The following is a 23924-nucleotide window of genomic DNA, read 5'->3' on the forward strand; positions in this document are numbered from 1 at the left end:
CCCCGCTACCGCGACCTGTCGGCGGACCTACTTGATCGTGAAGTACTTCTGCGCGACCTGGAGGGCAGCGGTTCCCGACTTCGGTCCCTCGGTGTAGACCACGATGACCTGACCGCCCTGCAGACCCACGAACCACCCCGGTCCCTCGGGACCGTTGGTGCCCACGAGGGCCCGCAGTCCCGGCGCCCGGGTGAGGTCGCTGGCGTCGCCGGTGGCCGCAGTCGCGGTCATCGCCTGCAGAACCGGCCGGACGACAGCAGGGTCGAGACCGCCGAGGTCTCCGCCCGAGATCTTCGTGGGCACGTTCTTGATCACGAACGGCGGCACCGACGACGTCTGGCCGGACGCGCTGCGGGCCATCGCGACACCGAAGGCAGCCATGTTCGTCATCGACATCATGCTCTGACCGGGACGGAAATCGATGGTCGCGATACCGGGACGATCCGGGGTGGCGACACTCGCGCCCGGCACCGTGAACTGGACGCCGAGCCCGAACCGGTCGAGGAGTTCGTCACCGCGCTCGTGCTGCGGCCCGGCAGCTCGTCCGATCGCGTCGAAGACGGGGTTGAGCGTCGTGCCGACCTGGTAAGGCCGGTCGATGTCGACGCCGCTCTCGACCGCGTACGAATTCTGGGCCATCCCGAGAATCGCCCCGGTCTGCGCATCCAGGGTCATGATGGTCGCGGGTTGGCCCACCTCGACAGCCGCGTCACCCAAGGTCAGCTGGACACCCTGGTCGACGGTCGTCGGCACGTCCGGTCCGGGAGGACCCTGTTCGCCCGCCAGTTTGCGGGGCGCCGCGCCCGGCCCGAGCATCTCGACCTGCCAGCCGGCGGTGGCGTCGCGGATGGCCTGCCAGTAGTTGGTGAGTCCGTCCTCGAGGGGTGAGGAGAGCCGCCGGTCGGCCATCACGAGCTGGTCGGACCGGTTGACCGTGACACCGGGTACCCGCCGCGGGTCGCCCGCGAGGACTTCCATGTCGGAGTCACGCAGACCGACCGCGGTGACGGCCTTGCCCGGGGTCGCGTCGAGCTTCTCGCGGATCACCTGCCCGGTGATCATGGGTGCGATGGGCGCGATCACCCCGGCCAGGGCCCGCACGGAGGCGTTCAGGTCGGCGGTGCGGGTGGGGTCGAGCACGATCTCGTTGACCGGCTGGGCGTACATGAAGACCCGGCCGGTGCGGCTGCGGACGGTCGGTGCCGGCTTCGCGTCGGTGCGGATCTCGCGGAGAGTGCCACCGGCGGTGAGGCCGGCGTGCAGGATCGCGGGGTCCCAGGTCACCTTCCAGCCCGACGACAGCTTGCGGGCGGTGCCGCCGCTGGTCGACTCGTACTCGCGACCCTTGTCCCAGTTCCAGGTGGTGCTGACCGAGAACGTCGCCGTCCCGTCGCTGTATTCGACGGGGTTCTCGACGTCGACATCGACACGTTGCGCGGACATCTGTTTCAGCGTGGTGGTGAGACTGTCACCGGCCTGTCCCGGCGCGGTGGTGAACGCCGCGGCCCCGCCGGCGTCCTGGCGGCTCAGTGCGGCGGCGAATGCGTCGATGGCGGCTGCGGCACCCGTGTCCGACGAACCGGCGAACCCGCAGGAGCTCACCATGACCGCGCACGTGACCGCGGCGCAAGCGGCTGTCGTCGCGCGCTTGACCCAGATCTTCATGACATCAATTTTCACTCGTGTAACACCCGAATTCGACGTCGTGAGCTTCCATTCGGGGATCAAGCCGGTCACGAACTCATCTCGCCATAGGGACCTATGACACACCGCGACATACGAGATCGCCGTCCGGCAACCACATCCACGCCGCCGGACCCGCCCATCCCCGACCGCCCTCAGCTTGCCGGACTGCGAGAATGAATACATGGTTTTCACCGTCTTCCGGAGTGACGATCGCGCGGTCACCACCACCGACTGGCTGACCTCTCGGCACTGCTTCTCCTTCGGCGACAACTACGACCCGTCGAACACCCACTTCGGCGCGCTGCTGGCCGTCAACGACGAAGTCGTCGCGCCGGGCGCGGGCTTCGATCTGCACACCCATCAGGAGAGCGAGATCGTGACGTGGGTGGTCTCGGGAACGCTGGTCCACCGTGATTCGGCCGGGCACTCCGGTGTCCTCTACCCCGGCCTGGTGCAGCGGATGAGCGCGGGCACCGGGGTGGAGCACTCCGAGCGCAACGACGCCTGGCCCGGTCTCGCCGGCTCCGGCACCGAGCCCGTCCGGTACATCCAGATGTGGCTGATGCCCGACCGCCATGGCCTCGCGCCCTCCTACGCGCAGGCCGACGTCCGCGAGCGTCTCGCGGCCGGGGGACTCGTCCACATCGCGTCGGGCGACGCGGACGGCGACGCCGCGATCTCCGTCGCCAACTCGGCCGCGACCCTGTACGCGGCGCGCCTGCGGCCCGGCGAGGCCGTCGAGGTGCCCGGTTCCCGGTTCACCCACCTGTTCGTCGTCGACGGACAGATCGGTGTCGGGGAGATCGGCGTCGGCGAGATCGGTGTTCTCGGTCCGGGCGATACCGTGCGCGCGGTCGATTCGGCGCCGTTGTCGATCCGCGCGAGCACCGACGGCGACGCCGAGGTGCTGGTGTGGTCCATGGCCGCCGGGCTGGGCGGCGGTCAGGCCGGGTGAACTCCACCATCTCGGCCTATCCTGAGTCGCGTGAGGCCCGAAGCAGACACGACCGACCCCACCCCCGTCCTGACGATCGACGAGCCGACGATCGCCGACGGTGGACCGGCGCGACCCGCGACGAGGGATGCGATCGCCACTGCCATCCGCGACGACGTGCTCGACGGCCGGCTCTCGCCGGGAGATCGTCTTCCCGAGCCGATGCTCGCGGAACGGTTCGGGGTGTCGCGCGTGCCCGTGCGTGAGGCGTTGTCGCAGTTGCAGAGTGAGGGGTTCGTCCACCTCGAGCGGTACAAGGGGGCGACGGTGTCCGGGGCGTCACGGACCGACGCACTCGAGGTGATGCAGGTCCGTCGTGGCCTCGAGGTCTTCGGCGCCCAACTCGCGGCCGAACGCCGGGGAGGCGAGTTCGCCGAGCAGCTGCGGATGGTCACCGAGTCGGGCACCGCCGCGAAACAGATGCAGCAGCACGACGCGGTGCCGCCGCTGGTGATGCAGTTCCACGCGCTCGTCGCCGAGGCATCGGGCAATCGCGAGCTGGCCAGAACACTGGACCGGACCCTGCGCCGCATCGCGTGGGTCTTCGATCGCGAGGTCGCCACTCGTGCCGACGGGTGCTGGCGCGATCACACCGCGATCGCCGGGGCCATTCTCGACGGCTCGCCGGTCCAGGCCGGATACCTGATGGACGAGCATGTCCGGAAAGACGAAGACTTGGTCCGAACACTGCTCCACTGACCAGTTTCGTATACGAAATTGGTCCATTTTACCGCCTGGTAACGCTGGCTAACGTCCAAGACATGAGGAACGTATACGAATCTTCGTATGCACAAACTCCTCACATCACCGGCCGGGTCCGGCCTCGCGGGATGGTGGCGTACGGGTGTGTTCGGCGCCCAGCACGTCATCGTCATGTACACGGGCTGCGTGACCGTCCCCCTGGTCTTCGGCGCCGCCCTCGGCCTCGACAAACAGACCATCGGACTGCTCGTCAACGCCGATCTCCTGATCGCCGGCATCGTCACCATCATCCAGGCCGCGGGCGTCGGCAAGTTCCTCGGCGCACGGATGCCGGTGGTGGCCGGCGCCTCGTTCACCGCCGTCACCCCGATGATCCTCATCGGGCAGGAGTACGGCCTCAATGCCGTCTACGGTTCGATGATCGGGGCCGGCGTCTTCGCCATCCTGATGGCGGTGCCGTTCTCGAAACTGTTGCGGTTCTTCCCGCCCGCGGTACGCGGCGCCGCCGTCACGATGATCGGCCTCTCGCTCATCGGCAAGGCCGTGTCCATGATCTTCGACGACGAGCCGGCGGACGGCGCCCGCCTCTCGCTCGCCCTCGGCATCGTCGTCGTGGTGGTGGCGCTGATGCGCTACGGCAACGGATTCCTGCGCCAGGCAGCAGTTCTCATCGCTCTGGTCCTGGGCACCGTCGCAGCCGCGTTCATGTCGCTGACCGATTTCACCGGAGTCGGCGACGCCGCCTGGTTCGGCATCCCCGAGCCGTTCTTCTTCGGCGCTCCCACGTTCCCCCTCGCCGGCATCATCTCGATGAGCATCGTGATGATCGTGATCTTCATCGAGTCGACCGCATACATGATGGCGATCTCGGAGACCACCGGTATCGACGCCGACCCGCCGCGCATCGCCCGCGGGCTCGCCGCGGACGGTGTCTCGGCGGTCCTGGCCGGCGCGTGGACATCGTTCCCGGACACCATCTTCGCGCAGAACGTGAGCCTCGTCCGGCTCACCAGGGTGACCAGCCGGACCGTGGTCGTGGTCGCCGGTGCCATCCTCATCGTGCTCGCCGTGATCCCGAAGCTCGGTGAGACCATCGCGAGTCTCCCCGGCGCAGTGATCGGCTCGGTGAGCCTGGTGATGTTCGCGACCGTCGCCGGAACCGGCATCAGCACGCTGTCGAAGGTCGACTACCGCAACAACGACAACCTCCTGATCGTGTCCCTCGCCCTGGGCGCCGGAATGATCCCGATCGTGTCGAAGGACATCTACAGCAACTTCCCGGCGGAAGTGCAGATCATCTTCGGCAATGCGATCAGCAGCGCGGTGATCACCGCCTTCGTGCTGAACATCATATTTCATCATCTCCCCCGCCGGCGCCGCACCGACCCACCCACCACCGACCCCATCGCAGACAAGGAGGCCGTGGCATGACCGGCGTACGACTGCTCACCGTCCCGACCACCGGGCCCGACGACACCGATGCACTGGACACACTCTCCGGCAACGGATACTCGGCCGACGACGTGCTGGCCGTGGTCGGCAAGACCGAGGGCAACGGCTGCGTCAACGACTTCAGCCGGACACTGGCCGCCGCCGCCTGGGAACCGCGGATCGGGCCCGATGCGGTCACCGTCTTCTCCGGCGGCACCGAAGGTGTTCTCGCGCCCCACGTCAACCTCCTGATAGCCGACGACACGCACGACCCTCGGCACGATCGCGGGCTGGTGGCCGCGGTCGGTGAGACACCTGTCATCCCACCGGAGGACCTGGGACGAGTGGGGCAGATGGAGGCGGTGCGCGACACCGTCGCCAAGCTCGTCGTGGACCTCGGAATCAGCGCGGACGATGTGCATCTGGTGCTGGTCAAGTGCCCGCTCCTCACGTCGACCGACATCACCGGATTGCGTGACCGCGGAATCGAGCCGGCCAGCGGCGACACCTACGAGTCGATGGCTCGCTCCCGTGCGGCCAGCTCGTTGGGCATCGCCCTGTCCCTCGGGGAGATCGACGAGGACACCGCCCGGGCCGCACTCGCGGGGCAGCGGACCGCGTGGTCCAACCGCGCGTCGGCGAGCTCCGGAGCCGAACTGAACACCTGCCACGTGCTGGTGCTCGGGGTGAGCACCGAGGCGTCGAACCCGTTGCGGGCCCTGCACACCGAGATGGCCGACGCCTACGACCTCGCAGCCTTGCAGAAGGCCGCGGACGTCGTCGCGCAGGACGGGGGCCGAATCCGCCAGCTGTTCGTGAAGGCCGAGTCCGATCCCTCCGGCACCATCCGCGGGCTGCGACACACGATGCTGACCGACTCCGACATCAACGCCACTCGTCACGCCCGCGCCGCGGTCGGCGCACTGACCGCCGCGGTCAAGGGCGACGGAGCGGTGTACGTGTCCGGCGGCGCCGAGCACCAGGGCCGGCCGGGCGGGGGCAGCGTCACCGTCGTCTACGAGGTCGGTCCCGGACCCACCGCCCCGTCGAACCGAGGAGCAGACCAGTGACGTCGACCGTCGACGCGACCCCGTACCCGTGGCCATACGACGGCACGCTCGATGTCTCGCGGACAGCCCTGCTGCTGATCGACTGGCAGGTCGACTTCTGTGGTCCCGGAGGCTACGTCGACTCGATGGGATACGACCTGTCCCTGACCCGGGCCGGCCTGGCTCCCACGGCGTCGGTCCTCGAATCCTGCCGTGCGGCAGGGATGCTGGTGATCCACACCCGAGAAGGCCATCGACCCGACCTCAGCGACCTCCCCGCGAACAAACGGTGGCGGTCGGCGCGGGCGGGCGCCGAGATCGGCTCGTCGGGCCCGTGCGGCCGGATCCTCGTCCGCGGGGAACCGGGGTGGGAGATCGTGCCCGAAGTCGCTCCCCGGCCCGGGGAACCGATCATCGACAAGCCCGGCAAGGGCGCGTTCTACGCCACCGATCTCGATCTCGTCCTGCGGTCCGCGGGCATCACCCACCTGATCCTCACCGGGATCACCACCGACGTCTGCGTCCACACCACGATGCGCGAGGCCAACGACCGCGGCTTCGAATGTCTGGTGCTGTCGGACTGCACCGGCGCGACCGACCACGGTCACCACCTCGCCGCGTTGAGCATGATCGCCATGCAGGGCGGCGTTTTCGGGGCCACGGCGACGTCGGAACAACTGTTGACGACGCTCGGTTCGGTCACCTCGGCCGGCGGATCGTGACGTCCCGCCACCGCGCGGTCCTGGTGTGCGGCGTCGCCGTCGATCCTCCGGTGTGGGCCTCGACGGCCGACGCGCTCACCGCGATCGGCTATGACGTCACCGTGCCGATGCGTCCCCGATCCGGCTGCCTGGACACCGAAGTCGAGTTCCTCGCACCCCTGTGCGACGGCGCGGTGGTGTTCGGGGTGAGCGGCGGCGCCACCCTCGGCGTGGAACTCGCCGCGCGCGGCGTCGAGATGGCCGCGGCGTTCCTGCACGAACCGGCCGCGGGGTCCCTGGCCCCGGGGTTGCTCGACCCCGTGGTGGAGGCCTTCCGGGAACGAGGTGTACAGGGTTTCGGCCAGACACTCTACGGACCGGGCTGGCGCGCGGCGATGACGACGGCCGACGAGGCCACTGTCGCACGCGAACTGGCGATGTTCCGGTCGTTCGAACCGCGACCGCCGGTCGCCGAGGTGTCGCCGGTGACACTGACCGTGGGCGAGCGATCCCCGGCTGCCCGGTACGCGTCGGTCGACGCCGTCGCCGCGCTCTGCGGCTTCGATCGGCGCGTCCTGCCCGGGACCGCACACGCGGCCCACCTCGACAACGCGTTCGGTTCGCTGATCAGCGACCTGCGGCACAGATCTGACCAGCACCACCCGGCACAGGGATGAGGACGACCACCATGACCCCACGAGTCACCGCATTCTTCGACGGTGTCGACGCCGTCGGACGCCCCGAGGTGTGGATCGACATCCGCGACCGCACGAGCGTGACGCGGGAGGCGTCGGCGGCCGACGGCCCGCTGACAGGCCTGATGCTGGCCGTCAAGAACAACGTCGACGTCGCGGGCCTGCCGACCACCGCCGCCTGCCCGGGGTTCGCGGGTGGGCCTGCCGACGCCGATGCCGAGGCGGTCGCGCGTCTACGAGCGGCTGGGGCGACCGTGGTCGGCTCGACCAATCTCGACCAGTTCGCGACCGGCCTCGTGGGGCAGCGCAGCCCATACGGCGGCGTGCGCGACGCGCGCCGCCCGGACCACATCTCGGGTGGGTCGAGCTCGGGCTCGGCGGTCGCCGTCGCCCTCGGCCTCGCCGACATCGCGATCGGCACCGACACGGCAGGTTCCGGCCGTGTGCCGGCGGCGTTCCAGGGCATCGTGGGGATCAAGCCCACGCTCGGCCTGGTGTCCACCCGCGGGCTGGTGCCGGCGTGCCGCTCGTGGGACGCCGTGACGATCATGGCTCGTGATCTCGACACCGCGAACAGCGCCATGGCCCAGATGGCCGGCGGAGCAAATGCACGTCCGGTGCCGCATGACGCGCCACTCGCCGCGCCCCCGGCACCACGGGTCGCGGTACCCGCGGAGCTGCCCGGGATGTCCGCGTCGTGGACGGCGGCGTTCTCCGCCGTCATCGACCGGCTCCGCGCCGATGGCGTTGCGGTAGAGACCATTCCGTTCACCCCGTTCCTCGACGCCGCCCGGCTGCTGTACGACGGCGGTCTCGTCGCCGAGCGACATGCCGCGGTCGGCGAGTTCGTCGATGCGCATCGCGAGGCCTCGTCCGGCCCGGCGCGCATCGACCCGACCGTCGGCGACATCATCTCGGCGGCCGGCCGCGTCCCCGGGTCGCGGATGGTCCGGGACCTCGCCCGGCTCGACACCTTGCGCGCGCAAGCCCTGGCGTCGCTCGAGGGGTTCGACGCACTGCTGGTCCCCACGGCCCCCGGCCATCCGACGATCGAGGCCGTTCGATCCGATCCGATCGGCGTCAACTCGTGGCTCGGCACCTACACGAACTTCGCCAATCTCTTCGACCTGTGCGGCGTCGCGACACCTGCCGGGATGGCGGGCGACGCCCAGTTCGGGGTCACGGTGCTGTGCCGGGCATTCGGTGATGCCGTGGCGCTCGACCTGGCCCGGCGCGTGTTCGTCGCACCCGACGCCGTTGCCGTACCGGGAGCTGCCGGCCCGCTGAATCCCGCCGGTCCCTGGATCGAGGCGGCCGGCGCGTCCTTCGTCGATCTCTTCGTCGTCGGGGCGCATCTTCCCGGCCAGCCCCTCGAACACGAGATGTACTCGCGCGGTGCGCGATATCTGGGTCCGGCCCGTACCGCCCCGTCGTATCGGCTGTACGCGCTGGACACCACCCCGCCCAAACCGGGTCTCGTCCATGCGCATGCCGGCGGCGTCGAGATCGCCGGCGGCATCTGGCGCGTCCCGGCCGCGGGGTTCGCGTCGTTCGCTCGTAGCCTCCCGTCGCCGATGGCGCTGGGACCGGTCGCGTTGTCCGACGGCCGGACGATGACCGGGTTCGGTTGCGCTGCATCCGCTCTCGAGTCCGCGACGGACATCACGGAGTACCGTGGCTGGTTACGCTACCTCGGACGCGACACACCGGCCCGCACCGGCGCCGTCGAACCCAACAGGCCTGCCGCCGCCATCACCGGCTGATCAGGCGGGCCGACGCACCATGTGCGCGTAGCCCTCCCACACCGAGGCGTAGTGCGGCCGCCAGCCGGCGGCCGACCGAAACCGCTTGTTGGACACCCGGAGCGAGCGCGTCAGCGACGTGGTGCGTTCGCCGAGCAGGAGCGCGGCACGACCCGGGCCGGTCACGACCGGATGCCTGCCGACCGCACCGGCCAGGGCCGCGGTGTGATCCCGCTTGGTGACCGGCAGATCGTCGACGATGTTGTATGTGCCGGAATCGGTCCGGAGTGCGGATACCACGGCGTCGGCGGCGTCGGCGAGATGGATCGAGGAGACGTAGGCGCCGGGCCGGCCCGCCCGGAACCCGATCCGACGCCGCGCGAGCGCCACGAGTTGCTCGCTGTGGGCGGCGCCGATGCCGTAGAACAGCCCGAACCGCAGCACCACACCGACACCGCCGGAACCGGTGAAACGACGGGCCGACTCCTCCGCGGCGTGATTGCCCACCGCGATCGGGTAGTTGTCGACCGGGGACTCCTCGTCGATCCACCGATCACCGGCATCGGCGTAGATCATGGCGACCGACTCCTGCAGTACCCGCGGTACGCCGGCGGCGATGGCCGCATCGACCACCGCCGCGGAGCCGTCCCGCCGGATCCGGTGACACTCCGCCCACGCCGACTTCCGGATGAACGACGTCGTTCCCGGCAAGGCCGACGCGAGATTGACGACCGCGGCGCAGCCGTCGAAGTTCTCGGCGAGGCCGTCCCGATCGAACAACGAGACGCGGACCGGTGTGGCACCGTGGGCGCGCAGCGCTGCGGCGGCGACATCCGAGCGCGCCAGAGCGCGCACGTCGTGTCCCGCGGCGACCAACGCGGGCACCGCGTATCCCCCGATGGCCCCCGTGCCGCCGGTCACGAATACCCGCATGCGTCGAGAGTATCCCGGATCAGGTTGCGCTTTGTCCCGGTTACCGGGACAAAAGGCAACCTGATTGGGGTTCTCCGGTCAGTCCGCTGTCCGCGAGAGCGCGTGCAGATCCTTTGCCGTGGGCGACTTCTCGACCGTCTCGGGGTCGGGGTAGGTGCGCAACAACCGGTCGGCGGTCCCGGCCGTCGTGACCGCGAACCAGTAGTGCTCGTTGCGGTAGTGGTGGAAGCGGTGATTCCGCCACAACCGGCGATAGTATGCGTGACGCGGCCGGTAGTCGGAGTGGATCAGATAGTGCGTCCACTCGTAGACCAGGCCGATCGCGGCGAGCGTCGCCATGAAGGTGAGACCGCGTTCGGCAGTGGCGAATACGACGAGACCCACCGCGACAGCTGCCAGGACGACCGCGACCAGTACCTGCCACGGGATGAACACCAGCGGGATGTTCCTGGGATCCGAATGGTGTTCCCGATGCTTGCGCGCCACCAGCGGGTCGATGGTGATCGGACCAACCCGCTTAGGTCGCCAATGCAGGACGAAGACGTGGATCAGCCATTCCACCAGCGGGAAGCTCGCGATCATCACCACGGGAACCAGCAGATCGGCAATCCCCCATCCGCCCAACCATGTTCGCGCCGTGACCGAGGCCGCGAGGAAGGCGCCGATCATCCATGGCGACGGATGCCGGAGGAACTCGACGAATGCGTCGCGCAGACTCGTCGTCCGCCGTGACCGCATCCGCCGCTCCTCGGCCGCCACCTGCCTGCGTGCCCTGGCGTCGATGTCATCGCCGGGTGGGTCGCCGCGGTGTGGGTCGTCGTTGCGCATCTCGTGGGCAGACATCAGCTCTCCTGTCCGGCGTCGGACTCGGCGTCCTCGAGTGCTCGACAGAGGTCGAGCAGAGCCGCGGTCGCGGGCGTGAGGAGTTCACGGGCCGCGGCCTCGGCGCGTTCGGGATCATGGGTCGCGACCGCGTCGACGACCGCGCGATAACCGTCGATGTTCCCGACCTCGGGCTCCAACATCGACGCGAGCGCGGGAACCGCCGGCTCATACGCGGCGCGGAGCGAGTTGTACATGAGCCGGAAGGCGATGGAGTCGGCCGCGTCGACGACCGTGCTCCAGAACTCGAGAGCCGCGACCTGCTGTCCGACCGGGTCCGGCTCGGCGGCCAGATCGGCGAGGACCGCCGCCAGACGTGCGATGTGATCGTCGGTCGCCCGCCTCGCCGCGAGGCCCGCGACGTCCGGGCCGATCGCGGCGCGCGCCTCGACGATCGAGCGCGCGACACTCGGCACCAGTGCACCACCCCGGATCAGCAATCGCGGCAGCAGATCGAGGCCCCCCGTCCGGGCTATGTCCTGGACTCGCGCACCGTCGCCCTGGCGGATCGAGACCAGTCCCGCCGCCGCCACCCGTTTGAGGGCCTCCCGCACGGTGGGTCGCGAGACGCCGAGGATGCGCGCGAGCTCACGTTCGCTGGGCAGGGCCTCCCCGGCCGGCAGATCACCGGACAACACGCCTTCGACGATCTGACCGAAGACGATCTCGGGTGCGCTCTGCTGCGTCACCGGTTCGAAAGGCATGGTCGAACCGTAGACGCGAGCGGCCTGGTGGTCAAGTGGTCTTACCAATATTCCCGGCGGAATCAACCGCGACGTTCGTCGTTGTACCCAGCATGAGCGAAGCCACCGCAACCTCTGCCGACACGCTGACCGCCGACGACCTCGAGTTCCTGGCCCGCCCCCTTCTCGGCTTCTTCTCGACCGCGAGCGGCCCGACGCCCCCGCAACCGCGGCCGGTCTGGTTCGAAGCGACCCCGGACGGTGAGATCCAGATCTTCACCGGCCCCGATTCGATCAAAGTCCGCCGCCTCGCCGACGACCCGCGCGCGTCGATCGTGGTCGCGTCCCCGGTCGAGGAACGCGAGCGCTGGATCTCCCTGTCCGGTCCCGCCCGCGTCGAGACCGACGGTACGGCCGCACGTGAACTCGCGGCCCGACTCGCCGACCGCTACTGGGACCTCGACGACCCCACCCGCGCACAGGATCTCGCCGAGATCCTCGCCGACGACTGGGTGCGGATCGTCATCCGGCCGGAGAAGATCCGGCGACTCAGCTTCTGACGGCGGTCGGGCCCGACTCCCAGGCCGACGGGCCGCGGCTCAACGCAGCTGATCGAGCAGCCGCAGCCACACCTCGCTGATGGTCGGATACGACGGAACCGCGTGCCACAGCCGCGACAGCGGGACCTCACCGACGATCGCAACCGTCGCCGAATGCACGAGTTCCGCGGTCTGCGACCCCACGAACGTGGCACCGACGAGGACGTCGCGGCTCACGTCGACGACGAGACAGGCGTGGCCCGAGTACTCGGGATCGGCCAGATACGACCCCGCCACCGAGATGTCCCCGTCGGCGATCCGCACGTCGATGCCGGCGTCTTTCGCCTGCTTCTCGGTCAGCCCGACCGACGCGACCTCCGGCCGGGTGAACACCACCTGCGGTACGGCACCGTGATCCGACGTGGCGACGTATCGCGGGCCGTCGAGGTCGCGGCCCTGTGCGCGCGCGGCGATCACGTCCCCGGCCACCCGCGCCTGATACTTACCCATGTGTGTCAACGCATTCCGGCCGTTGACGTCACCCACCGCGTACAGCCACGGACGACCTGTCACCGTCAGGTGGTCGTCGACTCGCAGCGGGCCGCCAGCCTCCAGGCCCACCGATTCCAGACCGAGATCCCGCGTCGCGGGCGATCGTCCCGCGGCGACCAGGATCTCGTCGACGACCAGTCGGCCGGCGCCGTCCCCGGCGAGCTCGACGGTCGCGGGTCCGCCGTGGACGCGTCCGTAGCCGGTGTCGGCGACGCCGGGCCGGTCGACGGACTCGATCGTCGTACCGAACCGGATGTCGACGCCGCGAGCGGTGAACGAGTCCGCGGCCCGACGCGCGACGAACGGCTCCATCTTGGGCAGTAACCGGTCACCCCGGATGGCCATCACGACCTGACGCGCCCCCAGGTCGAGCAACCAGGTCACTGCCTCGCAGGCCACCACTCCGCCGCCCAGGACGAGGACACGATCCGGTACCTCGACGAGGTTGGTCGCGTCGCGGGAGGTCCACGGGAGTGCGTCGGCCAGACCAGGTGTCGGCGGGATCGACGCCGTGCTCCCGGTCGCGACGACCACCGCCTCGCGCGCCGTCAGCACCGTGTCGCCCACGGTCACCTGCCGCTCACCCGTGATGCGGCCGTGTCCGCGGATCACCTCGATCCCCGCACCCTCGGCCCACCTGACCTGCCCCGTATCGTCATGGGTGGCACCGGGCCCGTCACGGCGCCCGGTCACGGTGTCGCGCCAGCCGAGGACTCCGGCGGCGTCGGGCAGGTCCCCGCTCACGCGTTCACGCGCGCCCGCCAGCGCACGTGCTTCCGCCAGCGCGGACCCGGGACCCAGCAACGCCTTGCTCGGCATACACGCCCAGTACGAGCATTCACCGCCCATGAGCTCGTGCTCGATGACGACAGCGGTTCGATCACTGCCCCGGATCGCGTAATCGGCGACGTTCTCGCCCACCGGACCGCCGCCGATAACGACGACATCGAAGGTTGACTCCATCGGTTCAGGGTAGGTGGGATGCGTGCCCGCGGTCGGCGAGTATGCCGACACCACGTCTCGAGTTTCGCCCACGGCAGATGCGGCTGACGAATATCTGATCCGGTGACAGGATGGAGCGCGTGACCGCATCGAATACTGACCTCAACTCCGGACTCGACCTCGAGTGGGTCGACGATTCTGTCCGCATCCAGGACGATCTGTTCGCCCACGTGAACGGTAAGTGGCTCGAGTCGCATGCCATCCCGGAAGACCGCTCGGTCGACGGCGCGTTCCATGTGCTCCGCGACAATTCCGAGGAGAACGTGCGCGACATCATCACCGAATGCGCGGCGTCGAACCCGGAGAGCGGCTCCGACGAGCAGAAGATCGGCGACCTGTACGCCTCGTTCATGGACACCGACCACATCGAGGCCCTCGGGATCGGCCCGATCACCGGCGAACTGGAGAAGATCGCGGCCATCGACTCCGTCGAGGCGCTCGCCCGGCGGATCGGCCGGCTCCAGCGGCACGGCACGGGTGGCCTGTTCGGCTATTACGTGGACACCGATGCCAAGCAGTCCGACCGTTACCTCGTGCACCTGACGCAGTCGGGCCTCGGACTGCCCGACGAGTCCTACTACCGGGAGGACAAGCACGCCGACACCAGGACGGCATACGTCGCACACGTCGAGCGCATGTTCGCGCTGGCCGGATTCGACGACGCCGCTGCTCGGGCAGCGGCGATCCTCGACCTCGAGACAGCGATCGCCGGCCGGCACTGGGACGTGGTTCGGCGACGCGATGCCGAGCTCACCTACAACCTCATGTCGTTGGACGAGTTGACCGCCACGGCAGCGGGATTCCCGTTCGCGGAGTGGTTCGGCGGCCTGGGCACCAGCGGCGACGCCACCTTCGCCGAGGTGGTCGTCGCGCAGCCGTCCTTCGTGTCGGGCGTCGGCGAACTCGTCGCCGAGCGCCCGCTGGACGAATGGAAGACCTGGCTGACCTGGCGCCTGCTGCGCTCCGCGGCACCGTATCTGTCCTCGCCGTTCGTCGACGAGAACTTCGACTTCTACGGCCGCACCCTGACCGGCGCGGAGACGAACCGTGACCGGTGGAAGCGGGGCGTCGGGTTCGTCGAGGGCGCGATGGGCTTCGCGGTCGGCAAACTCTATGTGGCCAAGCACTTCCCACCCGAGGCCAAGGCGCGGATGGACGAGCTGATCGCCAACTTGGTGGAGGCCTACCGCCGCAACATCTCCGACCTGCCGTGGATGACGCCGGAAACCCGGGAGCGGGCCCTCGTCAAACTCGGCAAGTTCAACCCGAAGATCGGCTATCCGGCCAAGTGGCGAGACTACAGTTCGTTGACCGTCGACCGTGGCGACCTCATCGGGAACGTGGCACGCGCCTCGTCGTTCGAGCAGGATCGCGAGTTCGCCAAGATCGGCGCGCCCGTCGACCGTGACGAGTGGTTCATGACCCCGCAGACGGTCAACGCCTACTACAACCCCGGCATGAACGAGATCGTGTTCCCGGCCGCGATCCTGCAGCCGCCCTTCTTCGACCCCGACGCCGACGACGCGGTCAACTACGGCGGCATCGGCGCGGTCATCGGGCACGAGATCGGGCACGGCTTCGACGACCAGGGCGCCAAGTACGACGGCGACGGCAACCTCGTCGACTGGTGGACCGACACCGACCGCACCGAGTTCTCCTCGCGGACACGCAAACTCATCGACCAGTACGGGGAGTTCACGCCGACCGGGCTCGATCCCGAGCACAAGGTCAACGGCGACTTCACCATCGGCGAGAACATCGGCGACCTCGGCGGGTTGTCGATCGCTCTCGTCGCGTATCAGATCGCGACCGAGGGCGCCGGCTCCGAGCCACCGGTCATCGACGGCCTGACCGGGACGCAGCGGGTGTTCTACAGCTGGGCGCAGATCTGGCGGACCAAGACCCGTGACGCCGAAGCCATCCGGCGCCTCTCGATCGACCCGCACTCACCGCCGGAGTTCCGCTGCAACGGCGTCGTCCGCAACATGGACGCGTTCTACGACGCCTTCGACGTCGAGCCGGGGGACGCGCTGTATCTCGACCCGGCCGAGCGCGTGCGGATCTGGTGAACGACGTTCCCGGCGGCACAGGTCCGCGAGACACGCCTGCGCCGGGCACGGCCGCATCACTGGGTCTGGTGCGGGGGCGCGATCTCACGGTCGCCCTGCTGCGGCCGATCGGCGCGGCGGTCCTCCTGCTGACGGGTTATTTCCTGCTGCCCATCAACAAGGCCAGTGACGTCAACTACCTGGGTCTGATCATCGGTGCCGTGGCGTTGATCTGGTTCTGCGTCTGGGAGGTCCGCCGGTTCAGCCACTCGGACCGGCCGGTCGCGACCGCGATGGAGATGCTCGTGGCACTGGCGAGCTTCTATATCGTCGTGTTCGCCACGACCTATTTCCTGTTCTCCGAGTACGACAACGGGAGTTTCAACGAGTCCCTGACTCGCGTCGATGCGCTGTACTTCTGTCTGACGGTCTTCACCACGACGGGGTTCGGCGACATCGCGCCGGACTCGCAGGGCGCCCGGGTCGCGGTGTCGATCCAGATGGCCAGCACGCTGGTGCTGCTCGGACTGGGACTGCGGTTCCTCAACCTGCTGGTCAACGAGCGACGCCAGATCACCGTGCGGTGATCTGGCGTCGCTCGCTCGCCCGCGGCGATTCCGTGGACCCTGGCCGGTCGGCTCAGTAGTCGTCGTCGCTGTAGACGATCATGCCGCGGATGTTGTTGCCCGCCAGCATGTCGTCGTAGGCCTCGTTGATCTGATCGAGACGGTAGGTCTGGGTCACCAGGTCGTCGAGGTTGAGCTTGCCCGCCCGGTACTCGTTGAGCAGCGCCGGGACCTGCGTCCGGGGACTCGCGCCACCGAAGATCGCGCCCTGCACGCGCTTCTGCATGAGAGTGAGATCGAAGAGGTTCATCTGGGCGTCCATAGAGGCGAAGTTGCCCATGCCCACCACGACGACCTGTCCCGCCTTGCCCGTCAGTGCGAGGGCCGGGGCGATCATCGAGCCGTCGATCTCACCGACCGTCAGGATGGTGGTGTTGGCCATCTTGCCCCAGGTGATGTCGCCGATCGCCTCGAGCGCCTCCTCCATCGACGAGAAGGTGTGTGTGGCACCGAGCTTCTCGGCCATCTGCAGCTTGAACGGCACAGGGTCGACGGCGATGACGTTACGCGCGCCGGCCGCGGCCGCTCCCTGCACCGAGTTGATGCCCACGCCACCGATGCCCACGATGACGACGGTGTCGCCGGCGTGGGTTCCGCCGATCTCGACAGCCGACCCCCATCCGGTGGCGACACCACAGCCGAGCAGCGCCGCTGCCTGGAGGGGGATGTCGTCTTCGATCTTGACCAGGGACGCCTGGTTGACGGTGATGTAGGGCGCGAACGTACCGAGCATGCACATCTGCACCAGGGGCACCCCGTCGTGCGTGTACGCGCGGTTGGTGTCGTCGGCGATGGACAAACCGGTCAGCAGGCGCGCACCCTCGTCGCAGATGTTCTGCTGGCCGCGCGAGCACGGCTCACACGTGCCGCAGGCGGGGATGAACGCGGTGACGACGTGATCGCCTTCTTTGAGGCGGGTGACGCCCGGCCCCACCTTGGTCACGACACCGGCACCCTCGTGACCTCCGAGTACCGGCATGGGCGCCGGGCTGTCGCCGGTGCGCAGATGGTGATCCGAGTGGCACAGACCCGAGCTGACGAGTTTGACCTGGACTTCACCCGCGACCGGATCGCCGAGCTCGAACTCCTCGATCTTCCACTCTTCGCCCGGATTGCGCAGAACTGCACCTTTGGTCTTCATTCGTGCTCCTTGCTCGTGCTACCCCGATTCGGGGCGTCAGATATCGCCGTCTGCTTATGCGACGTAGATCACATGGTGGTCCACTGCCGACACTCTCGCAGGCGTTTCACTCGATCCATGGCACAGGATTGGGGGTGACGTTCCAGCCTCTCGATACGGCGGGGCGCCAGAGGTCACCGGCGACCTCGGGTACGGCTGCACGGTCGACGACAAAAGCGCACAGTCGACGATGTGGGCCGCACAGTCGACGAGAAAAGCCGCCCAGTCGACGACCTAAGGCGCACGGTCGACGACGCGGGGTTCGGCGGCGGCGGCACCGACGGTCGACCCGCGCACACCGGAAACCCTTTCCGGGGCAACAGAGTTGACCGATTTCGCGTCTCCGGATCGAGGAAGGGGTTAGCGTCGGGGTATTCCGATTCCGAAGTGTCTGGCTGGTGATCTCATGACTCTCATCGAACACAAGGCGGAGGGCCGGCAGGACTTCTCCTCGTTGCGACAGGGCGGTCTCAACTGGGACTCGTTTCCGTTGCGGCTCTTCGTGAAAGGCAACGCCCGGTTCTGGGACCCGGCCGCCATCGACTTCTCCCAGGACGCACAGGACTGGGTCGAGCTCACCGACGAACAGCGCCGGAGCGCCACCTACCTGGTGAGTCAGTTCATCGCGGGCGAGGAAGCGGTCACCCAGGACATCCAGCCGTTCATGAAGGCGATGGCGACCGAGGGCCGCTTCGGCGACGAGATGTACCTGTCGCAGTTCTGCTTCGAGGAGGCCAAACACACCCAGGTGTTCCGGCGATGGATGGACGCCGTCGGCCTCACCGGCGACCTCCAGGGCTTCGTCAGCGCGAATCCCTACTATCACCAGCTGTTCTACGAGGAGTTGCCCGCGTCGCTGCGCGTCCTCGACCACGACCCGTCGCCGCGCAACCAGATCCGCGCCAGCGTCACCTACAACCACGTGATCGAGGGCAGCCTGGCGCTCACCGGCTACCACGCCTGGCAGAAGGTGTGCACGAGGTACGGGATCTTCCCCGGGATGCAGAAGCTCATCCGGTTCATCGGCGACGACGAGCGCCGGCACATGGCGTGGGGAACGTTCACGTGTCGCCGGCACGTCGCGGCCGACGACACACTGTGGGATGCCGTCGGCGAACGCATGAACGAACTGCTGCCACTCGCACTGGGCATGATCGAGTGGGTCAACCAGCAGTTCGAGGTCCAGCCCTTCGGGCTCGACAACGACGAGTTCCTCGCCTACGCCGCCGACCGCGCCCAGCGCCGCCTGTCGGCGATCGAGTCCGCCCGGGGACGTCCGGTCGCCGAGATCGACCTCGACTACTCCCCCGAGGTGCTCGAAGACGAGTTCGGCGAGGACGACGCCGTCCGCCTGCAGATGTGATCAGCGCGCGTCGAGGTCGATGACGTCCCGGCTTCGCGAACCCACGAACCGCCGGTCGTGGCTCACCAGGAGCAGTCCCGCGCCGTCGGCGACGAGGTCGTCGAGCAGCGAGGCCACGGCGCGCGCGGCGACCGGGTCCAGCATCGCGGTCGGTTCGTCGCACAGCACGACCCGCGGCTGTTGCACCACGAGCCTGCCGAGACACGCCCGCTGGAGTTGACCGTCGCTCACCTGTGACGGGTAGCGGTCGAGCAGAGCGGGGTCGAGCCCGACGCGGGTCGCGGCACGTTCGACGTCACAGTCGCGTCTCGCGATCGCCGCGGGTTCGGCAACGATCCGGCGCAACGTCCATCGCGGGTTGGTGACCAGCCGTGGATGCTGGGCGATCAGACCGAGGTCACCGGGGCGCCGGCCGTCCCGCCACTCGACCGTCCCCGCCGCCGGGTCCGCGAGCCCCGCGAGGATGCGCAGCAGCGTCGTCTTGCCACTCCCCGATCGCCCGACCACCCCGGTCACCGAGCCGGGCCCGACGCCGACGTCGAGGCTCTCGAAGACGACTGTGTCTCCGAACCGGGCCGTCAGGCCCGCGCCGACGAGGAGGTCGCCGGCGATCACGGCACCCGCTCGAAGAAGCCCGCAACATAGGCGTCGTCGGACGCCGCGATCTGATCGAGCCGGCGATGGTCGACGATCCGTCCCGCCCGCATGACGGCCACCGAATCGCACCCGCGCCGCATCGTCTCCACGTCATGGGTGATGACGAGGACCGCCGCGCCGGCCCGCGCCGTGTCGGTGAGGAGTTGCCAGATCTCGGCGGCGAGTTCGGCGTCCAAGGCCGAGGTGGGCTCGTCGGCGACGATCGTGTCCGGGTCACCGGCCAGCGCCGCGGCGATCGCGGCGCGCTGCGCCATGCCGCCGGACAGCTCATGCGGATACAGCCGGAGTGCATCGGGGTCGAGGTGCACGCGCCGGCACAGCTCGACGGCATCCTGCGACCCGCCGAGGATGCCGATCACCTCGTCGAGCTGGGCGCCGACGCTGCGCACGGGCGTGAACGAGGTCGACGCCGACTGGGGAACGTGGCCGACGCGATGCCCGCGAAGGCCTCGCCAGCGGTGGTCGGCGCCGGCGAGTTCGCGATCGGTGAAGACCTCGTCGCCGACCCGAAGCCGTCCGGTCGGCACCGAACCCGGCGGGAGCAGACCGGACAGTACGGCCGCGACCATCGACTTGCCGCAGCCGGACTCGCCCACGAGCGCGGTCATCGATCCGGCGGGTAGGGGCAGCGTGACGTCGTCGAGGACGCGGACCACCGACCGGTTCCACCGATTCCGCGCCACGATATCGACCGTCACCCCGTCGAGCCCGGCGCTCATCGCCACACCTCACCGACAGGTGGCGACGTGGCGCGTCGCAGCGACGACGCCGCGGCCGCACACGCGAGGGCCGTGAGCATCAGGGCGACGCCGGGCACCACCAACGTCCACCACGCACCGGTGAGGATGTCACCCCGCGCCTGCCCGAGCAGCGTTCCGAGACTCGCGGCGTCCGGGGAGAGTCCGACGCCCAGGAACGACAGCGTCGTCTCGTGCCAGACCGCATGCGGCAGCAACACCGTCATCGCCACCAGCACCTGGCCGCTCACCGCGGGCAACAGATGACGCACGGCGATGAAGGTGCGGGAGGCGCCGGCGAGCCGAGCCGATTCGACCCACCCCGACGACCTCGCCTCGAGCAGTTCGGCTCGCACCACGCGCGCCACGGACGGCCAGTGGGTCAGCGCGATCGACGCGATGATCGCGACCGGCTCACCGCGCCACATCGCGGCGATGACGACTCCGACGACCAGGTGGGGCAAGGCGTTGACGCCGTCGACGACGCGCATGACCACCGCGTCGAACCACCCGCCGGCCGTCACCGCACCGAGCCCGACGATGACGCCGAGGGCCGTCGCCAGGACCGCGCACGCGGCGGCGATCAGCAGCGAGATCCGCAAACCCTCGGCGGTTCTGACACCGAGGTCGTATCCCGAGTGATCGGTCCCCAGCGCGGCCTGCGCCCCTGGCGGCAGCAACGAACGAGCGAAGTCGGCGGTCTGTTCGCCTGCGACCACAGGCCACCCGACCGCGGTGACCGCCAGGACCGCCAGCACCACCCACGGTGCGACCACGGCGGCGCGGTGACCGATCGCGGCCCGACGGCGCTCGACCGGCACACCCGTCGCCCCACCGAGGGCCGTCATGCGGTCAGCCCGATCCGCGGATCGATCCACACCGCCGCCGCATCGGACAGCGCCGACCCGAGGAGGACGAGTACGGCCGATCCGACGGCGAGCGCGGCCAGCAACGAGAAGTCCAGCGCCACCGCGGAATCCACGAGCGCCTCGGCGAGACCCGGCCAACCGAAGACGGTCTCGACGATCGCGGCGCCGGCGATCAGCTCGGGCAGGCGGGTGCCCAGGAGCGCGAGCGTGGGCAACACCGACACCGGTACCACGTGCCCCCTGAGCAGCGCCCAGCCGTCGACTCCCCGAGCGCGTGCGGCCCGGACCGCGTCCGAGGCGGTGGCATCGACGACGGCCGCCCGCATGGTCAGCAGCAACCACGGAACCATCGACACGGTCAGCGCCAGGTACGGCAACACGGCGTGGGTGAGCAGTCCCTCGACCGAGTAGTCGTCGCCGGGGCGCCGGGCACCGGAGGTCGGAAACCACCCGAGCGTGACCGCGAAGGTGCTGACCAGCACCAGGGACACCACGAACGGCGGGGTCGCGGCGAGCATGGCCGCCAGCGCGGTACACGCCCGGTCGATCAGCCCGCCGCGCCGCATGCCGATGACGGCGCCGCCGACCACGGCGATCAGGGCCGCGGAGACCAGAGCGGCCGTCGAGATCCCGACGGTGAACGGAAGCCGTTGCACGAGCACGTCTCCCACCGCCCGGCCCTGGGTCGCGGACCAGCCCAGGTCACCGTGCAGCAGTGCACTCCACCAGTTCCACCACGCGCTCAGCCAGTGCTGGTCCAGGTCGTAGGCGGCCGCGATCGCCTCCCGCTGCGCGGGGGTCGCCGACTGGTAGTTGTCGCCGAGATGGGCGGTGAGGGGATCGAACGGCGACGCCGCGGCGACGGCGAAGATCCCCAGCGACACCAGGATCGTCGTGGGGATCATCACGAGGATGCGCCGGAGCAGAAGCCGTCTGGCTCGCCGTGCGCGCGAGTTTCCCCGCCGCGACCGTTCGTGCCGCGGCCGCTGCTGGCGTGACCGGTTCGCCGGGTCGACGCCGGGTGCCGACCGGACTTCCGGGGTGAGTGAGGTCATGAGACCGGTTGCCATGACGGCACGTTCCACCAGGGGCCCCAGGTGACGCCGTGCGAGTGCGGCTCCAGGATGGGTGCGTCGTGCCGCCAGCCGTCGCCGCGGGAGGCGTAGGTGTGGTGCAGGAAGGCCAGGAAGACGTAGGACGGCGCGGCCGCGTAGACCTGCTGGATGCGTTGGTACCGCTGGTCGTTCTCCGGTCCGGGTGCGCTCGCACGCGCCTCGTCGAGCAGCGCGTCGAGTCCCGGAGCGGTGAGGTCGCCGGGGTTCGCGTACCGCGACGAGTTCGCGACTCGCGTGTGCAGGGTGTCGTGGACCTGGGAGTCGATGGCATAGGGCGTCGCTCCCCCGCCCAGAAGAACTGCGGCCGTGCTCAATTCGGAGTCGATGTCGTCCCAGCTCGTGCCGCGGGTCAGTACCTCGACGCCGATCCGTTTCATCGACGCGGCGAAGGCCACCGCGAGGTCGCGGCGCAGGGTGTCCTGGGCGTTGTACAGGAGGGGGAACGATGCCCGGTCGGCACCGCGGACCCGGATCCCGTCGGCACCCGGTCGCCACCCGGCCGCGTCGAGTGCGTCCTCCGCACCCTCGGGGTCGAAGTCGAACTGCGCTTCCTCGTCGTAGACGTCCGGCCCGTACACCGAGGCGATCGGCGTGCTGGCGGGTTCGCCGTCGCCGGTGAGCACGTCGTCGACGACGGCCTGCCGGTCGACGCCCAGGTTCATGGCGAGGCGGGCGGCCGGGTCGGCGGTGAACGGGTTCGTGCTCGGCAGCGAGATACCACGCCAGTCAGCGGATTTCACCGTGACCACGTCGATCCCGTCACGGCCCTCGAGGCTCGCGGCGAGCCTCGGCGGCAGGTTGGCACCGTCGATCTCGCCGGCCGCGACCCGTTGTGCGCGCGTGTTGTCGTCGGGAACGTGGGTGTAGACGATGCGTTGGACCGTCGGCCGCTTGCCCCAGTAGTCCTCGCGGGCAACGAGACCGGCCTGATCGGGGTCGAGCGACTCGAGCCGGTACGCCCCGGTGCCCACCGGCTCGGTGTTCAGCGCCCACTCCGCGGCCGGCGCGTCCTCCACCCGCTCCGAGGGCACGACGCCCATGAGCAGGTACGGCGACGGATCGGCGTCGGTGTTCATCCGCACCGTGACCGCTCCGGGCCCATCGGCCTCGACCGCGACGATCGGCGCGAAGTCGGTCGCGATCTCGGACGCGACCCGTGGATCGACGACCGCCCGGTAGGTCGCGACGACGTCGGCGGCGTCGAACGCGGTGCCGTCGGAGAAGGTGACACCGGTCTTGAGGGGCACCCGCCAGGTACGCGGGGCGACGCGCTCGGGCCGCGACCGGGCAAGGGCCGGGACGAGGTCGGGAACGCGGTCGTCATCGTCCGCGGCCGGGATGAGCAGACCGTCGAAGACGGGCGAGACGCCGAGTTGCGCGTAACCCAGCATCGGGTTGAAGTCGCCGAGTCCCTGGCCCTCTGCGAGCACGATCTGGTCGGTCACGGGCGTGCGGCCCGGGGTCGAGCATCCCGCCAGTGCGACCGTCGCGATCAGCACCGCCACTCCTGCCGCGGCGAGGCGACGGACGGTGGATGACGATCCACCAACACCTGTGTACACAGACACATGTTCTCCCAGACACGCATTTGCCGCCACCTGAGGCGGTGGTGAACGATGGGCACACCACTGACGCGAGCGACGAGGAGGAGCCGGTGACCGACTTCGACCCAGACTCATTCGACGCAGACTCATTCGACCCAGACTCATTCGACGCAGACTCATTCGACCCGGACTCA

General features: G+C 69.2%; 22 protein-coding genes. 11 read left to right on the forward strand and 11 right to left on the reverse strand.

What is annotated here, in order from left to right; genetic code table 11:
• Window positions 1-27: 27 nt before the first annotated feature.
• Window positions 28-1665 (reverse strand): NTF2-like N-terminal transpeptidase domain-containing protein, encoded by a 1638-nt coding sequence (locus KTR9_RS23145; RefSeq protein WP_014928396.1) that lies wholly within the window; start codon window positions 1663-1665, stop codon window positions 28-30.
• Between the two features lie 202 nt (window positions 1666-1867).
• Here KTR9_RS23145 and KTR9_RS23150 point away from each other — a divergent pair, with 202 nt between their 5' ends.
• From KTR9_RS23150 to atzF, 7 genes are all read left to right on the forward strand, one after another.
• On the forward strand, window positions 1868-2641 hold the full coding sequence (locus KTR9_RS23150; RefSeq protein WP_014928397.1) for a pirin family protein: 774 nt from the start codon (window positions 1868-1870) through the stop codon (window positions 2639-2641).
• Window positions 2642-2671: 30 nt separating this feature from the next.
• Window positions 2672-3379, forward strand: coding sequence for a GntR family transcriptional regulator (locus tag KTR9_RS23155; RefSeq protein WP_014928398.1), 708 nt, complete (start codon window positions 2672-2674; stop codon window positions 3377-3379).
• 87 nt (window positions 3380-3466) lie between these two features.
• Window positions 3467-4813, forward strand: a complete 1347-nt coding sequence (locus KTR9_RS23160) for a nucleobase:cation symporter-2 family protein (RefSeq protein WP_014928399.1) — start codon at window positions 3467-3469, stop codon at window positions 4811-4813.
• The gene (locus KTR9_RS23165; RefSeq protein WP_014928400.1) at window positions 4810-5883 is read left to right on the forward strand and encodes a ring-opening amidohydrolase; all 1074 of its coding nucleotides are present in this window, start codon (window positions 4810-4812) and stop codon (window positions 5881-5883) included. Before KTR9_RS23160 ends, KTR9_RS23165 begins: the two co-directional genes overlap by 4 nt.
• Entirely contained in the window at window positions 5880-6584 is a 705-nt protein-coding gene (gene biuH / locus KTR9_RS23170; RefSeq protein ID WP_014928401.1) for a biuret amidohydrolase, read from the forward strand. Before KTR9_RS23165 ends, biuH begins: the two co-directional genes overlap by 4 nt.
• A complete protein-coding gene (locus KTR9_RS23175; RefSeq protein ID WP_014928402.1) occupies window positions 6581-7240 on the forward strand; it encodes an alpha/beta fold hydrolase in 660 nt (219 codons plus the stop codon). The genes biuH and KTR9_RS23175 overlap by 4 nt, the downstream gene beginning before the upstream one ends.
• Window positions 7241-7251: 11 nt before the next feature.
• Window positions 7252-9021 (forward strand): allophanate hydrolase, encoded by a 1770-nt coding sequence (gene atzF, locus KTR9_RS23180; RefSeq protein WP_014928403.1) that lies wholly within the window; start codon window positions 7252-7254, stop codon window positions 9019-9021.
• On the opposite strand, the gene KTR9_RS23185 is transcribed toward atzF, so the two are convergent.
• The 3 genes from KTR9_RS23185 to KTR9_RS23195 form a co-directional block, all read right to left on the reverse strand.
• A complete protein-coding gene (locus KTR9_RS23185) occupies window positions 9022-9933 on the reverse strand; it encodes an NAD-dependent epimerase/dehydratase family protein (RefSeq protein ID WP_014928404.1) in 912 nt (303 codons plus the stop codon).
• A gap of 78 nt (window positions 9934-10011) precedes the next feature.
• Window positions 10012-10776 (reverse strand): sterol desaturase family protein, encoded by a 765-nt coding sequence (locus KTR9_RS23190; protein ID WP_014928405.1) that lies wholly within the window; start codon window positions 10774-10776, stop codon window positions 10012-10014.
• Window positions 10776-11519 (reverse strand): FadR/GntR family transcriptional regulator, encoded by a 744-nt coding sequence (locus KTR9_RS23195; RefSeq protein ID WP_014928406.1) that lies wholly within the window; start codon window positions 11517-11519, stop codon window positions 10776-10778. Before KTR9_RS23195 ends, KTR9_RS23190 begins: the two co-directional genes overlap by 1 nt.
• 92 nt (window positions 11520-11611) lie before the next feature.
• Between KTR9_RS23195 and KTR9_RS23200 the strand changes: the two genes are divergently transcribed.
• Window positions 11612-12058 carry a pyridoxamine 5'-phosphate oxidase family protein gene (locus KTR9_RS23200; protein ID WP_014928407.1) on the forward strand — a complete coding sequence of 149 codons (447 nt, stop codon included), beginning with the start codon at window positions 11612-11614 and terminating at the stop codon, window positions 12056-12058.
• Between the two features lie 39 nt (window positions 12059-12097).
• Here the strand turns inward: KTR9_RS23200 and KTR9_RS23205 are convergent, their stop codons facing one another.
• Window positions 12098-13552 (reverse strand): dihydrolipoyl dehydrogenase family protein, encoded by a 1455-nt coding sequence (locus KTR9_RS23205; protein ID WP_193363209.1) that lies wholly within the window; start codon window positions 13550-13552, stop codon window positions 12098-12100.
• 110 nt (window positions 13553-13662) lie between these two features.
• Here KTR9_RS23205 and KTR9_RS23210 point away from each other — a divergent pair, with 110 nt between their 5' ends.
• Together KTR9_RS23210 and KTR9_RS23215 are read left to right on the forward strand one after the other, a co-directional pair.
• Window positions 13663-15660, forward strand: a complete 1998-nt coding sequence (locus KTR9_RS23210) for a M13 family metallopeptidase (RefSeq protein ID WP_044507357.1) — start codon at window positions 13663-13665, stop codon at window positions 15658-15660.
• Window positions 15657-16226: a potassium channel family protein gene (locus tag KTR9_RS23215; RefSeq protein WP_010843301.1), complete on the forward strand. Its 570-nt coding sequence runs from the start codon at window positions 15657-15659 to the stop codon at window positions 16224-16226. Before KTR9_RS23210 ends, KTR9_RS23215 begins: the two co-directional genes overlap by 4 nt.
• A gap of 52 nt (window positions 16227-16278) precedes the next feature.
• Here KTR9_RS23215 and KTR9_RS23220 read toward each other — a convergent pair whose 3' ends face one another.
• Window positions 16279-17406, reverse strand: a complete 1128-nt coding sequence (locus KTR9_RS23220; protein WP_010843300.1) for an NDMA-dependent alcohol dehydrogenase — start codon at window positions 17404-17406, stop codon at window positions 16279-16281.
• A gap of 445 nt (window positions 17407-17851) precedes the next feature.
• On the opposite strand from KTR9_RS23220, the gene KTR9_RS23225 reads away from it, so the two are divergent.
• Window positions 17852-18808, forward strand: coding sequence for a R2-like ligand-binding oxidase (locus KTR9_RS23225; RefSeq protein WP_010843299.1), 957 nt, complete (start codon window positions 17852-17854; stop codon window positions 18806-18808).
• Here the strand turns inward: KTR9_RS23225 and KTR9_RS23230 are convergent, their stop codons facing one another.
• Genes KTR9_RS23230 through KTR9_RS23250 form a run of 5 tightly spaced genes read right to left on the reverse strand, consistent with a single transcriptional unit; the run spans window position 18809 to window position 23748 of the window.
• A complete protein-coding gene (locus KTR9_RS23230) occupies window positions 18809-19423 on the reverse strand; it encodes an ABC transporter ATP-binding protein (protein WP_010843298.1) in 615 nt (204 codons plus the stop codon). It lies immediately after the preceding gene.
• Window positions 19420-20184, reverse strand: a complete 765-nt coding sequence (locus KTR9_RS23235) for an ATP-binding cassette domain-containing protein (RefSeq protein ID WP_044508234.1) — start codon at window positions 20182-20184, stop codon at window positions 19420-19422. The genes KTR9_RS23230 and KTR9_RS23235 overlap by 4 nt, the downstream gene beginning before the upstream one ends.
• On the reverse strand, window positions 20181-21050 hold the full coding sequence (locus KTR9_RS23240; protein ID WP_014928412.1) for an ABC transporter permease: 870 nt from the start codon (window positions 21048-21050) through the stop codon (window positions 20181-20183). Before KTR9_RS23240 ends, KTR9_RS23235 begins: the two co-directional genes overlap by 4 nt.
• Window positions 21047-22141 carry an ABC transporter permease gene (locus tag KTR9_RS23245; protein ID WP_014928413.1) on the reverse strand — a complete coding sequence of 365 codons (1095 nt, stop codon included), beginning with the start codon at window positions 22139-22141 and terminating at the stop codon, window positions 21047-21049. Before KTR9_RS23245 ends, KTR9_RS23240 begins: the two co-directional genes overlap by 4 nt.
• Window positions 22123-23748 carry an ABC transporter substrate-binding protein gene (locus KTR9_RS23250; protein WP_083889005.1) on the reverse strand — a complete coding sequence of 542 codons (1626 nt, stop codon included), beginning with the start codon at window positions 23746-23748 and terminating at the stop codon, window positions 22123-22125. The genes KTR9_RS23245 and KTR9_RS23250 overlap by 19 nt, the downstream gene beginning before the upstream one ends.
• Between the last annotated feature and the right edge of the window lie 176 nt (window positions 23749-23924).

It is taken from the genome of Gordonia sp. KTR9 (assembly GCF_000143885.2).
In the GTDB taxonomy this organism is placed as follows: Bacteria; Actinomycetota; Actinomycetes; order Mycobacteriales; family Mycobacteriaceae; genus Gordonia.

Coding starts and splice junctions, on each gene's coding strand:
- KTR9_RS23145 (WP_014928396.1), bottom strand. CDS start 1,665: ATGAAGATCTGGGTCAAGCGCGCGACGACAGCCGCTTGCGCCGCGGTC.
- KTR9_RS23150 (WP_014928397.1), top strand. CDS start 1,868: ATGGTTTTCACCGTCTTCCGGAGTGACGATCGCGCGGTCACCACCACC.
- KTR9_RS23160 (WP_014928399.1), top strand. CDS start 3,467: ATGCACAAACTCCTCACATCACCGGCCGGGTCCGGCCTCGCGGGATGG.
- KTR9_RS23165 (WP_014928400.1), top strand. CDS start 4,810: ATGACCGGCGTACGACTGCTCACCGTCCCGACCACCGGGCCCGACGAC.
- atzF (WP_014928403.1), top strand. CDS start 7,252: ATGACCCCACGAGTCACCGCATTCTTCGACGGTGTCGACGCCGTCGGA.
- KTR9_RS23185 (WP_014928404.1), bottom strand. CDS start 9,933: ATGCGGGTATTCGTGACCGGCGGCACGGGGGCCATCGGGGGATACGCG.
- KTR9_RS23190 (WP_014928405.1), bottom strand. CDS start 10,776: ATGTCTGCCCACGAGATGCGCAACGACGACCCACACCGCGGCGACCCA.
- KTR9_RS23195 (WP_014928406.1), bottom strand. CDS start 11,519: ATGCCTTTCGAACCGGTGACGCAGCAGAGCGCACCCGAGATCGTCTTC.
- KTR9_RS23200 (WP_014928407.1), top strand. CDS start 11,612: ATGAGCGAAGCCACCGCAACCTCTGCCGACACGCTGACCGCCGACGAC.
- KTR9_RS23205 (WP_193363209.1), bottom strand. CDS start 13,552: ATGGAGTCAACCTTCGATGTCGTCGTTATCGGCGGCGGTCCGGTGGGC.
- KTR9_RS23210 (WP_044507357.1), top strand. CDS start 13,663: ATGGAGCGCGTGACCGCATCGAATACTGACCTCAACTCCGGACTCGAC.
- KTR9_RS23220 (WP_010843300.1), bottom strand. CDS start 17,406: ATGAAGACCAAAGGTGCAGTTCTGCGCAATCCGGGCGAAGAGTGGAAG.
- KTR9_RS23225 (WP_010843299.1), top strand. CDS start 17,852: ATGACTCTCATCGAACACAAGGCGGAGGGCCGGCAGGACTTCTCCTCG.
- KTR9_RS23235 (WP_044508234.1), bottom strand. CDS start 20,184: ATGAGCGCCGGGCTCGACGGGGTGACGGTCGATATCGTGGCGCGGAAT.
- KTR9_RS23240 (WP_014928412.1), bottom strand. CDS start 21,050: ATGACGGCCCTCGGTGGGGCGACGGGTGTGCCGGTCGAGCGCCGTCGG.
- KTR9_RS23245 (WP_014928413.1), bottom strand. CDS start 22,141: ATGGCAACCGGTCTCATGACCTCACTCACCCCGGAAGTCCGGTCGGCA.